Origin of the sequence: Yinghuangia sp. ASG 101 (assembly GCF_021165735.1) — a bacterium.
Classification (GTDB): domain Bacteria; phylum Actinomycetota; class Actinomycetes; order Streptomycetales; family Streptomycetaceae; genus Yinghuangia.
Map to the genome: position 1 here is coordinate 1,669,900 of NZ_CP088911.1, position 13,158 is coordinate 1,683,057.

At 73.8% G+C, this 13,158-nt stretch carries 11 protein-coding genes and 1 pseudogene; 8 read left to right on the top strand and 4 right to left on the bottom strand.

The features are described from left to right. Nucleotides 1-345 precede the first annotated feature (345 nt). Nucleotides 346-1,002 (top strand): TetR/AcrR family transcriptional regulator, encoded by a 657-nt coding sequence (locus LO772_RS06865; RefSeq protein ID WP_231777478.1) that lies wholly within the window; start codon nt 346-348, stop codon nt 1,000-1,002. 462 nt (nt 1,003-1,464) lie between these two features. Here LO772_RS06865 and LO772_RS06870 read toward each other — a convergent pair. The 3 genes and pseudogenes from LO772_RS06870 to LO772_RS06880 form a co-directional block, all read right to left on the bottom strand. After that, nucleotides 1,465-1,833, bottom strand: a pseudogene (locus tag LO772_RS06870) (RNA-binding S4 domain-containing protein); the annotation flags it as partial. Nucleotides 1,834-1,924: 91 nt separating this feature from the next. Next, the gene (locus tag LO772_RS06875; RefSeq protein ID WP_443089437.1) at nt 1,925-3,760 is read right to left on the bottom strand and encodes an NAD-binding protein; all 1,836 of its coding nucleotides are present in this window, start codon (nt 3,758-3,760) and stop codon (nt 1,925-1,927) included. A 246-nt stretch (nt 3,761-4,006) separates the two neighbouring features. Next, the gene (locus tag LO772_RS06880) at nt 4,007-5,497 is read right to left on the bottom strand and encodes an MFS transporter (RefSeq protein ID WP_231777481.1); all 1,491 of its coding nucleotides are present in this window, start codon (nt 5,495-5,497) and stop codon (nt 4,007-4,009) included. Nucleotides 5,498-5,911: 414 nt separating this feature from the next. Here LO772_RS06880 and LO772_RS06885 point away from each other — a divergent pair, with 414 nt between their 5' ends. Beyond that, entirely contained in the window at nt 5,912-6,493 is a 582-nt protein-coding gene (locus LO772_RS06885; protein ID WP_231777482.1) for a TetR/AcrR family transcriptional regulator, read from the top strand. A 276-nt stretch (nt 6,494-6,769) separates the two neighbouring features. On the opposite strand, the gene LO772_RS06890 is transcribed toward LO772_RS06885, so the two are convergent. Continuing rightward, nucleotides 6,770-7,456 carry an EboA domain-containing protein gene (locus tag LO772_RS06890; protein ID WP_231777483.1) on the bottom strand — a complete coding sequence of 229 codons (687 nt, stop codon included), beginning with the start codon at nt 7,454-7,456 and terminating at the stop codon, nt 6,770-6,772. Nucleotides 7,457-7,892: 436 nt separating this feature from the next. Here LO772_RS06890 and LO772_RS36230 point away from each other — a divergent pair, with 436 nt between their 5' ends. From LO772_RS36230 to LO772_RS06915, 6 genes are all read left to right on the top strand, one after another. Continuing rightward, entirely contained in the window at nt 7,893-8,018 is a 126-nt protein-coding gene (locus LO772_RS36230; RefSeq protein ID WP_443089373.1) for a putative leader peptide, read from the top strand. Nucleotides 8,019-8,635: 617 nt separating this feature from the next. Further along, entirely contained in the window at nt 8,636-9,391 is a 756-nt protein-coding gene (locus LO772_RS06895) for a GntR family transcriptional regulator (RefSeq protein WP_231779441.1), read from the top strand. 109 nt (nt 9,392-9,500) lie between these two features. Then, complete coding sequence (locus LO772_RS06900; protein ID WP_231777484.1) at nt 9,501-9,728, top strand: 4Fe-4S dicluster domain-containing protein; 228 nt, start codon at nt 9,501-9,503, stop codon at nt 9,726-9,728. 55 nt (nt 9,729-9,783) lie between these two features. Further along, nucleotides 9,784-11,259, top strand: coding sequence for an ABC transporter substrate-binding protein (locus LO772_RS06905; RefSeq protein WP_231777485.1), 1,476 nt, complete (start codon nt 9,784-9,786; stop codon nt 11,257-11,259). 284 nt (nt 11,260-11,543) lie between these two features. Beyond that, a complete protein-coding gene (locus LO772_RS06910; protein ID WP_443089438.1) occupies nt 11,544-12,302 on the top strand; it encodes an ABC transporter permease in 759 nt (252 codons plus the stop codon). Next, entirely contained in the window at nt 12,299-13,153 is an 855-nt protein-coding gene (locus LO772_RS06915; protein WP_443089374.1) for an ABC transporter ATP-binding protein, read from the top strand. The genes LO772_RS06910 and LO772_RS06915 overlap by 4 nt, the downstream gene beginning before the upstream one ends. Nucleotides 13,154-13,158: the final 5 nt, after the last annotated feature.

The window sequence follows — 13,158 nt, forward strand, 5'->3', positions numbered from 1 at the left end:
CTCCGTCAAATTAGCACTGCTAATTTAGAGCAGGCTAGCCCGCGCGACGGCTGCTGGGAAGAGAGGTTCGCCGGGGAAAAACGCGCGGTCGCGGGACCTCGGCGCGGCGCCCCGACCTGGGACGAGCGGCGCTTCCGGGCTGCCCGTGTACCGTCCCACGAAGGCCGTGTGACGCCCGAGCCGGGCGGTCGGCGACGGAGCCGGGCCGCGTCACCGACGCGGGCGCACGCGGTCGGTCGACCCGCCCGTCGACCCGCCGGCGACCGGGCGGGTTCCGCACGAGCGACCGGACGGACAACCGGACACCCCCAGACCCCAGACCACGCAGAACCAGGAGGCCCGTTCGTGGGTCGGCCCCGCCAACCGCTGCTCAGCCGCGACCGCATCGTCGCCGCCGCGCTCGCGCTCGTCGACGCGGAGGGGCTGGACGCCGTCTCGACGCGGCGGCTGGCCACCGAACTCGGCGTCAGCGGGCCAGCGTTGTACAACCACTTCGCCACCAAGGACGAACTGATCGACGCCGTCGTCGACAGCGTGCTCGGCGAGGTCGACGTCGACGTCCTGCGCGCGCCGCGGCCCTCCGACGCGGGCGCGTGGCAGGAACCGGTCGCGGCCTGGGCCCGCTCGTACCGGGCCGCGCTCGCCGCGCACCCCAACGTCGTCCCGGCGCTGGCCCCCGGTCCCGGACGCCGGCCCAACGCGCTGCGCATGGCCGACGCGGTCTTCGGCCTGCTGGTCGCCTCGGGCTGGCCGCGCGCGCAGGCGACGCGGATCGGCGTCCTGATGCGCTACTTCGTGACCGGGTCGGCGCTCGGCTCGTTCGCGGGCGGGTTCCCGGACGACGCCAAGCTGTACGCCGGGGCCTACCCGCACCTCGACCAGGCCCATCTCCTCGCGGACGCGCAGCGGGAGATCAACGAGGCGGCGTTCGAGACGGGATTGGCCGCGCTGCTGGACGGACTGACGCGGCGGTACGAGGGGTTGGGCGCCGGGCCGCGGTGAGATCGCGCGGACCGCCGTACAGGACACCGGATTTCGCGCGACGGACGCAGGGCCGCGGGGTAGGCCCGGCCCCGTACGAAGGGCCGCGACCCGTCACCACACGGCTCCGGTGACCGCCGCGCCCTCGGACTGCCGCCTCGCCGCGCCGCCCCGAGACACATCACCCCGACGACGAGGCAACGCACCGCCCCGGCGGAACCGGCCGTGCTGCGCACCCGACCCGGTCAGCGCGCGGCTTGGTCAGCGCGCGGCTTGGTCAGCGCGCGGCTCCTGTCCCTGCCCGGCCCCGACCGTGGTCACACACCCCCGCCACGGCCGGCACACGGCTCCCGTCAGCCCGGCCCCGGCGATCCCCGACCTTGGTCATACACCCGATGCAGTCGGCGCACGCCCCCCGTCAACGCCCGCCCCCACGATCTCCAGGTTGTGCCCACACCCCCGCCGCGGTCGACGCACGCCCCCTCAGTGCCGGCCCCCGCCGCCGCGCAACTGCTCCATGACGCGGCGGTCGCGCTTTGTCGGGCGGCCGGTGCCCCGGTCGCGGACGCCGACCGCGGCGGCGGCCTCGCGGGGTGGGGGCGGCGGGCTGTTGTCGGTGTAGCAGGCGACCGCGACGGGCGCTCCGACGCGCTTGAGGATGAGCCGGGTGACCACCACGAGGCGCTCGCGGCCGTCGTGCCGCAGCCGCACCTCGTCGCCCACCTTGAGCGGGTGGGCGGGCTTCACGCGCTCGCCGTTGACCCGCACGTGACCGGCCTTGCACGCGGTCGCGGCGATCGACCGGGTCTTGGTCAGGCGTACCGACCAGATCCACGCGTCGACGCGCACGCTCGCGGGGCCGTCGTGTGTCTCAGCTCCTGCCATGCGCTCGACTCTAACCCCGCCCGCGTACGGCGCCGAAACCGTTTCCGCGTGCCCCCGGTCACCGCGGACGGGAGGCCGTACGGGGGTGCAGCAGCTCGGCCAGGCCTCGGCGGGTGGTCGCCAGGACGACGCGGTCCTGGGCGTCGAGGACGTAGCCCTGGTGCAGGCCCCACGCCAACTCGGTGGGGCGGCGTGCGCCGTCGCCGACGACGGCGGTCGCGGCCAGGTCGGGGCGGCGCTCGTCGGGGGCGGCGAGGTCCAGGGCGAGGACGCGCCACGCGCCGGGGCGGAACGCCTCCTCGACCGTACGGCCGACGAACTCGGGCCGGTTGCCGACCTCGAGCGCGACGAAGACCAGCACGCTGCGCTCCACCGGGAGCGCGCCGAGGATCTGACGCCCCATCATGGCCGCGGCGAACGAGGGCGCCGCGAGCGTGGACACGCTGCGGCTGCGCGTCGTCGCCTGCGGATGCGACGCGCGCATCGCCTGGTTCACCACCGCCGCGAACTGGTCGTCGAAGAGCCGCATGACGACGCGGATGTCCTGCTTGCACTCGCGCGCGTACAGCGCGGTCTCCAGGTTGTTGCTGTCGCTGCTCGTCAACGCCAGGACGGCTTCGGCGGATTCGATCAGCGCCGACTCCAACACCCCTGCCTGCGTGGCGTCTCCGATGACGACGGGGACGTGCAGCGACCGGGCCAGGGCCACGCCCCGTGCCTGCGGGTCCTGTTCGACGCAGACCACGTCGATGCCCAGAGCGTGCAGGCGGTCCAGGACGCGGCTGCCGACCTTGCCGAGACCCATGAGCACGACGTGCCCCGCCAGGCCGCGCGGCGGCTGGCGCAGCGACGTCGCCGTACGGAACGACCCGAACGCCTGGAGCACGATCGCGAAGAGCACCGGCAGCAGCGCCAACCCGGTGAGCCCGGACAGGAGTTGGAGGATCTGCCGGCCCTTGCGGTCGTCGATCGCGGGGTCCCCCATGCCGAACAGGTCGAGGATCGACAAGTACGCGGCCTGCAGCGGTGGTTCGGATGTCACGCGCCACGTCAGCACGGCGAACACCATCTCCAGGCCGACCAGGACCGCGACCGCGGCCATGAGCCTGGGCGGGAACAGCTCGCGCAGCGGCATCCGCGGCAGGCGGCGGCGTAACCGCAGGGCGGGCGACGGGTGTTCGCCGTGTGTCGACTGCCGGGTGATCGCCTCCAGCACGACGCGGTTGCGCGTGGCCGCGGCGGTCTCGACCCGGGCTTCGTCGGGCAGCAGCAGCGGTACGGGGTCCGCGTCGGACCGGCGGGGTTCGGCGGGCTCGGACAGCACGGCCAGCGTGCACAGTTCGCCGCTCGCGACCGCCCCGACGGGCTCTCCGGCCGTGCGGTCGGCGGCCCGCAGCAGCAGGCCGCCCGCCTCGACGATGCGGCTGCGCTCGCCCGCCAGCGCGGCGGCGACCAGCGCGGGCGCGGCGGTGTCGGCGTCCGACAGCACGGTGGTGGTCGTCTCGGGCTCGGCCGGGTCGGCGTCCGAGGTGGCACGGGTGAGGAGGTCTTCGAGGTAGCCGCCGAGCTTGCGGTTGAACAGCCGCAGCACCAGGCGGATGCGCGGGTTGATCCGGCGGGCCCGCAGTGCCGCGTGGATGTTCTGCTGGTCGTCGGTGTAGGCGAGGGCCAGTGCCTCCGCGGTCGCGACGCCGGCGCGCAGCAGCACGTCCTCGCTGGGCGAGGCGGCCTCGATGACGGTGACCGGCAGGCCGTCGGCGGAGGCCAGCCGTTGCAGGCGCAGGCCGGTGGCGGACCGCGCCGAGGTCACGACGGCGGTCACCGGCTGCTCGTACAGCCGGGTCAGCTCGGTGGTGAGCCGATAGGCGAGCGCGTCGTCACCGCAGACGACCATGGGCGCGGTCGCCGTGACGCGGATCGTCCCGGTGGACGCGCTCCCGCCGAGGAAGTCGAACTCCCCCGAGTCCCGGCCGCTGTTCGGGTCCGCGGGAGGCAGCGGCGGGGTGGCCCCGGTGTGCTGGGAGGGCGGGGTCTGCTCGGGTACGAAGGTCACGACCCCCACCCTGCCGTACGCGGTCGATCGTCACGACCCGAACTTCCCTCGCTTATCGGCCACTTCCCGCCGCCGACCCCCGTGGGGTCAGGACACCTTGTGCGGCTGCTCGATCGTGCGGCGGCTCCTGGGGACGCGGAGACCGACCACCACCGCGAGCAGGCCGCTGCCCGCCGCGAGTGCGAACGCCAGCGTGAAACCGGCCTCTTCGGGGATGGCCGCCGCGGTCTGGTGGGAGGTCACCGCGACCGTCGACAACGCCGAGCCGAACGACATGCCGACCGTACGCGCGATCGTGTTGATGCCGGTCGCGACACCGGTCTGCTCCGGCGGCACCGTCCCGACGATCACGTTCGCCATCGACGCCATCGCCGCGCCGATGCCGAGGCCGAACAGGAACACGATGATCGATATCTGCCACAGCTCGCCGTGCGCGAAGATCAGCATGATGGTGCTGATCGCGATCAGCGCGCACCCGTACAGCAGCATGAGCCGCGAGCCGAACCGCGCCTCCAGGATGCCGGCGGCCGGGCCCGCGATGAGCATGGCCGCGGCCATGGGCAGCATGTACAGGCCGGAGACCGTGACGGACGTGCCGAAGCCGAATCCGGTCGACTTGTCCAACTGGAGCAGCTGCGGCAGGAGGAGCAGCGCGCTCATCATCGCGAAGCCGGTGAGCAGGCCCACCACGTTGGTGGTCCACACGCCGCGCAGCCGCATGACCTTCATGTCCACGAGCGGCGACGAGGAGCGCAGCTCCGCGAGCACCCACAGCGCGAGCAGCACGACCGAGGCCGCGAAGAGGCCCACGACGGTCGGCGACGACCAGCCCCACGACCGGCCCTTGCTGACCGCGAGCAGCAGGCTGACGAGGCCGCCGCCGAGCAGCGCCACGCCGAGCCAGTTGATCCGGCTGGACTGCACGCGGTTGGGCGATTCGGGGATGAACAGCCACGCCATGACGATCGTGAAGCAGCACACGACCATCGGGATCCAGAAGAGCCAGTGGTACGACAGGTTGTCGACGATGGGCCCGGTCAGCACCAGGCCGATGCCGCTGCCGATGCCCATGACCGCGGAGGTCAGGCCGATGGCGGCGGCGCGGCGGTGGGGCGGGAACTCGTCGCGCACGATGCCGAACGACAGCGGGAACACCGCCGAGCCGACGCCCTGGACGGCGCGTCCGACGATCATCAGGCCGATCGAGTCGGCGAGCCCGCATATCAGCGAGCCCACGCACAGCGCGCCGATCGTGGCGACGAACAGCTTCTTCTTGCCGTAGATGTCGCCGAGCCTTCCGACCACCGGGGTCGTGACGGACGCGACGAGGAGGTACGCGGTGAGCAGCCACGACGCGGTGTCGGAGGTGGTGCCGACCTCCCGGGTGATGACCGGGAGCGCGGGCGCGAGCATCGATTGGAGGAGGGAGTACGTGAGCGAGCCGAGGATCAGGATGAGCAGCACGACGCCGGTGCGTGATCCCGGCTTCTCGTGAGCGTCGGCGGGCGTCGGCGGTAGCGGGCCGTTGGGACGGTCTTCGGTCACGGGGACGGCGCGCGTCCCGTCGGCGGTGGTCAAAGCAGGAGTTCCCCTCGCATGGCACGCCATGTAAACCGGGTTTACATGCAAACAGCAACCATTATCCATGCCGACTCGGCGGCCCCCAGGGCGGGCGGGAGATCACCGGGTGCCAAAGGTCGCGCGAGGAGGCTCACACCCCGAGGCGCACCGACACGACCGCGCCGGGGCCACGAGACGCCATCCGGCCCGCCTTGTCACCGCACGGCGCGGTGCGGCGCCTGGGCGCGGGGGCGGGTTGAGGTGCGGAGGCGCGTTGCGGGCGCGCGGGCGCACGCCGGGCGTGCGGGTGCGCGTGCGAGTCCGAGTGCGGGTGGAGCGTGTCGGCGTGGGGTTGCCGGTTGGTTGCGGAGGGTTCGTCGGGGCGTGGGTGGGGCCTTCACATCTTTTGCCACCCCATTACATTTGGGGGCCATGGACACCGCGCCCGCGCGCCCACGCTGCGCCGAGACAACCGCCGCCGCCCTGCTCGACGCGGCTGCGGCCCGGTTCGCCCGATCCGGTTACGAGGGGACCGCGGTCCGCGACATCGCCGCCGACGTGGGCGTCAATCCGGCGCTGATCTACCGTTATTTCGGGTCGAAGGAGAAGCTGTTCGTCACCGTCATCGGCCGCGACCGCGACGCGTCCAAGGTGATCGACGGGCCGCTCGAGACCCTGCCCGACCGCGCGGTCACGCTGTTCCACACGCGCCCGCCGTCGATCGCGGGCGAACCGCCGCTGGCGCTGATGCTCCGCTCGGCCGGCCGCGAAGGCGTCGCCGATCTGATGCGCGCGCAGGTACGCGACACGGTCGACGGCCTCGCGGACCGGCTCGACGGCCCCGAGGCGGAACTGCGCGCGGGGTTGATCATCGCGCTCAGCCTCGGCATGAGCCTGCTGACGTCGGTCGCCGACGTCGACGTCCTCGACCAGGCACCGCCGGACCGCCTGCGGGAGCATTTGGCCGCGGCGATGAACCCGCTGATCCACAGCCCGGAGAACGAGGACGACTAGTCCGCGAGTGACGCATCCCACGCCGCCCGCCCCGCCCGCCCGAGCAGAGGGGGCCGCACGCCGGGCTCGATTCCGCGACGTGGCCCGCCGGGCGCGGCGCGGCAGGGCGGCGGCGGGGTCGACGGGCCCGGCACGTGCTTCACGGGGGACGCGTCCCCGGGGCACGTACGCGCGTCCACGCCGACGCGCGAGACCTGCCCCGGGGCCCGCGAGGCGTCGGCGGCGGGGCGGGGGACGCGCGGTGTGGCGCGGGTGTCGGCCGCGGCGCGTTCTCGTCTAGTCCGCCGAGTCGGCGCGTTCGCGGGCGAAGTCGGCCAGCATGTGGACGAGTTCGGTGTCGCTGCGGGCGCCGAGGCCGCTCACGGTGGGGCGTAGGGGGAGTCCGAGGTCGAGGCACTTCAGGACGCCTCGGCGCCATTGCGCGTCGGTGAGCACGGCGCGCCCGCACGGGCCCATCGCCGCGGCGACCAACGAGCGGTCGTCGCCGCGCAACGCGTCCTCGGTGAGGGTCCGCGTCAGATCGGGAGTCGCCGCGCCCGGCGGGAGGTACGGCAGGGCGCGCAGCACGGCGCGGCGTTCGTGGGTGTCGCCGCGCTCGTACAACGTCCTTATCAGGCCCGCCAGTTCGGCGTCGCCGGGGATCGGGCCGCCGGCCGCGGCGCGGGCGATCGCGTCGAGGAGCAGGACGCGGGCCGCGTCGTCGCAGGTCCAGCCCGGGATCGCGGTGATCGGCGCACGACCGCAGACGCGGCCCGCCGACGCGAAGACGGCGGTCCGGCGCAGCGCGCTCCCGGTCGCGGCGGCTGCGGCGAGGGCGGGCCAGTCGAAGAGGTCCGCGCGGTCGGCGCGGTCCGGGCATACGGACTCCCGGTATCCCCCCCGGATTTCGTCGAGGGTGGGCTCGGGCGGCCCGGCGGGGTCGCGGCGTGTGGTGGCGGCCGTGGGCGGAATGCTGATGGTCATGGCTGGTTCTCCTGTTCGGCCGCGTACCGGTTCTCGGTGGGGCGCCCCCGGCGCCGCGACGGCATGCCGAATCCACTCGTCGCCATAGACCCCCCAGCCCTTGACGGGCCGCTCCCCCACGCACCGCGCGCACCGGGCGGACCCCCGGCGCGCGATCGGAGCCCCCCGGGTCGCGACCGCATCACTGTGCGATGTCCGGAAGACGCCGCTCCGGCGGTGATTGGTTCCGCCCCACGGGCCGGTGGCGGAACGGCATTTCGTCGGTATGAACCCCCAGATGGCCGATCACACCCCCGCAAATCCGGGTGGCGTAACACGCACGAAACACGATCGGAATCTGTACGAAACACGCGGCAGAGACCTTCGTTCCCGCGTGCCGCTCACCGCTGCCGCGCGCCTGAGGTCCGACCGCACACGCCGTCCCCGGAGAACGCCCATGAGCCGCGTACGCCCGCGTCACCGCGCGACGTCGCACGGCGTTCCCGTACGGCCGCGCCTGGTCGGACGGCCGCATGTCGATCTGCGCCGCCAGGCCAGCGCGCTCTGTCGCCGCGCCGGCTGACCCCCTCCCCGCCACCGCCCGGCCCACCCGCCGCGCCCGCGTGCTCCGCCGCGCCGCCTCCCGCCGCACCCACCGCGCGGCAGGCGCGCGGGCCGTGGCGGAGTCGCCCGTGTGCGTACGGACGCCGCAGGCCACCGGCCGACGGACGCGGCGCGGGGAGGCGTAACCGGCCGGGTCCCGGGCTTTAACGCGGGCGACACCGCGGGCCTGCACCGTCGTGGCGACAAGCGGGCGGCCCGGCCCGCCGCCCGGACGGCCGCGGGACCGGCCGACCCCAGCCGCCCGGACGTCCCAGCCGTCCCCCGTCGTTCCACCGGCTTCCACCGTTCGCCGCGCCCGCGGTGACTCCTCGTCAGTTCATGTGCACGCACCCGCCGTACGCCGCGTCCGCGCATGCCGTTCGTACGCCTCCGACCGCGTTAGGGGTTCCCGTGGCCCTCCCGCAGCCGCCGCCCGCACCGACACCCGCCCCGCCGTTCGCGGTCCCGACCCGCCCGACCGGGGCCGAGCCGCCGTCCGACGAACCGGCGCCGGGCGCGCCGACGGAACCGCCCGCCGAGACCGCCGAGACCGCCGAGCCCCCTGCCCCGCCCCACCCCGACGACGCTCGGGACCCCGTGCCCGGCCCCTGGCCCACCCCGCCCGGTGCCGCCCGCCGCCGGGCGGAACGCGCGTACGGCATCGCCGAGGTGCTGCGCCGCCTCGTCGTCTCCGGGGCGTACCCCGACGGCGTGCTGCCGGACGAGCGGACGCTGATCGCGGAGTTCGGCACCACCCGCAACACCGTGCGCGAAGCGCTCGACCTGCTGCGCTGCGAGGGCCTGGTGGAGCGCGTCCCGGGGACCGGCACGGTGGTGACCGCGGCGAAGTACCCGCACGGCCTCAACCGGCTGACCGGGCTCGCCGAGACGCTGCACGAGCACGGCGACGTCACCAACGAGGTCCGCGCCGCGGGCCCGGTCCGCGCCCCCGCGACCGTCGCGCGGCGCCTGCACATGTCCGAGGGCGCCCAGGTCGTCTACATCGAACGCGTGCGCCGGCTCAACGGCCTCCCCCTCTCGCTCGACCTCACCTACCTGGCCCCGGACGTCGGTACGCCGTTGCTCGGCCGGGACCTCGAACACCTGGACGTGTTCGGTCTGATCGAGCAGACCAGCGGCCACCGGCTCGGTGTCGCGGAGATCTCCGTGGAGGCGGTCAACGCCGACGCGCACGCCTCCGCCGTCCTCGAAGTACCGCGCGGGGCGGCGCTGTTGGTGGTCGAACGGCTCAGCCACCTGGACACCGGGCGCCCGGTCGACCTGGAGTTCATCCGCTTCCGCGGCGACCGGCTGAGCATGACCGCGCGCATACCGCGCTCGTCCCCGACCTGACGCGCCGCCGACCCGACGCGCCGCCGACCGGACGCGTCCCGACCCGACGCGTCCCGACCCGACGCGTCCCCGCCCCTTTCCCGCACCGCCCGAAACCCCGGAGGACCCCATGCCGCTGGCCGCCAACCGCGCCGACGTTCCCGTCACCATCGACGAGGCGCGCTGCCTGGACGGGTGCACGCTCTGCGTCGACGTGTGCCCGCTCGACTCGCTCGCCATCAACCCCGAGTCCGGCAAGGCGTACATGCACGTCGACGAGTGCTGGTACTGCGGCCCCTGCGCGATCCGCTGCCCGACCGGGGCCGTGACCGTCAACATCCCCTACCTGCTCCGCTGAACGCCGCCGGCCTCCGCCGACTCCCGCCGTTCCCCGCCGACTTCGAGGACTCCGCATGCCTGCCCTGCCTCCCACCCGCCCCCGACTGTTCCGGCCCCGCCGCAAACCCGTCCTGCGCGCGGTGGCGCTGGTGTGCACCGCGGCCTTCCTCGCCGCCTGCGGCGCGGACTCCGACTCGGGGTCGGGGTCCGGCGGCACGGTCGAAGTCGTGGTCGGCTACCAGTCGAAGACCATCAACACCGTGACCGCCGGGACGCTGCTGCGCGCCCAGGGCTACTTCGAGAAGCGCCTCGCCGAGGCGGGCGCGCAGTCCGGCACGAAGTACAAGGTGACCTGGCAGGACTACGACACGGGCGCGCCGATCACGACGCAGATGGTCGCCGGGAAGATCGACATCGGGTCGATGGGCGACTACCCCCTGCTCATCAACGGTTCGCGGACCCAACCCCTCGGCGACGACCGCACGGTGATGGTGTCGGTCACCGGCTACAACCTGCGCGGCGGCCTCAACAGCGTTGTCGTCCCGAAGGACTCCAAGGCCGCGTCGCTCGCCGACCTCAAGGGCAAGTCCGTCTCCACGTCGGTCGGTTCGGCGGGCCACGGGGTGCTGGTCCGGGCCCTCGAACAGGCCGGGCTCGGCGCCGACGCGGTCAAGGTCGAGAACCAGCAACCCCAGGTCGGCGCCTCGGCGTTGGAGTCCGGAGGCGTCGCCGCGCAATCCCAATTCGTGGCGTGGCCGGGCCTGTTGGTGTTCCAGGACCGCGCCAGGCTGCTCTACGACGGGGCGGCGACGCGATTCCCCACGCTGCACGGCGTCGTGGTGCGCGAGAAGTACGCGAAGGGTCGCCCCGAGGTGATCGACGCGTTCCTCAAGGCGCAGCTCGACGCGACCCGCTTCCTGCACGAACAGCCGCTCAAGGCCGCGCGGTCCGTCGCGTCCGACACCGGCCTGCCGCCCGAGGTCGTCTACCTCTACAACGGGCCCGCGGGCATCTCGACGTTCGACGCGACGCTCAAGCCGACGCTGACCGACGCGATGGACCGGGACATCCCGCTGCTCAAGTCGATCGCCGACCTCAAGGCGCTCGACATGAAGGCGTTCGTCGACGACACGTGGCTGCGCAAGGCGTACGGGCCGGAGTACGACGCCGACCTCGCCTCGACCGAGAATCCCGCGCGGATCACCGGAACCGACGCGGCGTGCACCGTACCGGTCACCGACGAGGCGACGGCCGGTGAGATCTGGGTGGACGGCGAGGACGCCACGCGCCCCGCGGCGAACCCGGTCTGCCTGCTGCGGCAGGTCAGGCAGATCCAGGCGACCGGTGGCAAGGTCCGCGTCGGCTACGTGCCGGACGCGACCACCGGCACCCGCTGGTACGCGGACAAGGCCGTCTGGGTCAGCGACCCCGGCGCGGCCCCCGAGGCGCGGTTCGTCCCGTTCGCGGCCCCCGACACGGCCCAGGCCTTCGTCGCGGCGCACCCCGGATCGACGGTCGTGCCCTACGCGGAGGCGGTGAACGCGGCATGAGCACATCGCGCGGTACGAGCACGCCCCGGGCACGCGGCACGGCCCAGGGCACGGATCCCGACGGCCCGCCCCCGGCCGACGAAGACGAGCGCGAACGGGCGGCCTCCCCGGCCGACCCCGGCACCACGCCCGACGGTGCGCCGGAGGCGTCCTCGCGGCCGTCCGCCGCACCCGGCCCGGCCGCGTCTTCGGCCGGCCGACCCCGCCGCCGCGTCGGCGTGCCGTGGCCCGGCCGCCGCTCCCCCTCCTCCGCGCCACGCCGCACCGTCAGTGTCGCGTCGCTGCTGCGCCGCTTCCTGTCCCTCGCCGTGGCGCTCGGACTGTGGCAGTACCTCACCGCCAACGACATCACGTGGTGGGTGCGGTTCGACCGGTTGCCGACCGTGACCGAGGTCGCCCGCGAGTTCGGCGACCAGCTCGGCGGCTCGACCTACTACGACGACCTGGAGGCCAGCCTGACCCGGATCCTGTCCGGCTTCGTCCTCGCCGCGTTCGCCGGAATCGGGGCCGGCATCCTCGTCACGCGCTCCCGGATCGCGGGCGACCTGCTGCAACCGCTGCTCGAAGTCGTGCGCCCGATCCCGGCGATCGCCATGGTGCCGATCGCGATCCTCGTCTTCCCGACCGACGAGCAGGGCATCACGTTCATCACCTTCCTCGCGGCGTTCTTCCCGATCCTCGTCAGCACCCGGCACGCGGTCCGTGCGCTCCCGACGCTGTGGGAGGACGCCCTGCGCACGATGGGCGGGCGGCGCCGGCACACGCTGTGGCACGTCGTCCTCCCCGGCACGCTGCCGGGGGTCTTCGGCGGCCTGTCGGTCGGGATGGGCGTCTCGTGGATCTGTGTGATCTCCGCCGAGATGATCTCCGGCCAGTACGGCGTGGGTTATCGGACGTGGCAGGCGTACACCATCGTCGACTACCCCGGCGTGATCGTCGGGATGATCAGCATCGGCATCCTCGGCTGGGCGACCGCCGGGCTCGTCGAACTCGCCGGCCGCCGCGCGACGCGCTGGCTGCCCCGCGAAGGAGGCGCACGGTGACCACCATTTCCCCGACCCCGGCCGTCGACGGTACGAAATCCCGTGACGGTCAAGTGCGTTCCGCGGAGGCGGCGACCGGCGCGAGCCTCACCGTCGCGTCCGCGACCATCGGCTACCCGGGCCGCGAAGTCCTCTCCGACCTCGACCTCGACATCCCCGCCGGACGCGTCCTCGTGGTCGTCGGGGCCTCCGGCTGCGGCAAATCCACGCTCCTGCGCGCCCTCGCCGGACTGCTCCGGCCCGCGTCGGGACGCATCGTGCTGGACGGCGAGGCCGTCGAAGCGCCGTCCGGAGACCGGGCGTTGGTCTTCCAGGAGGACGGCCTGCTGCCCTGGCGCAGCGTCCGCCGCAACATCGAACTCCCGTTGTCGGTCCGCGGGATCCCCCGCCGCGCCCGCAAGTCCCCCGTCGCGGAGTGGATCGGACGCGTCGGCCTGACCGGGTTCGAGAACCACCTGCCACGCGAACTGTCGGGCGGCATGCGGCAACGCGTACAACTCGCCCGCGCGCTGGTCGTCCGGCCGCGCGTCCTGCTCATGGACGAACCGTTCGGCGCGCTCGACACCCAGACCCGAACGGCCATGCAGGACCTGCTGGTCGACGTGTGGCAGCGGCACCGCACGACGCTGGTCTTCGTCACCCACGACGTCGACGAGGCGCTGTTCCTCGGCGACCGCATCGCGGTGCTCGGGCCGCACGGGACCGGCCTGCGCGCGGTCGTCGACGTCCCGCACCCCCGCGAACGCGACGCCCGGCACAGCCCGGACGTCCTCGCCGCGCGGGCCCGCATCCTCGGCCTGCTCACCTCCCCCGCCTCCGCCGCCGGCCCCTCCGGAAAGGACCGCTCCTGATGCCC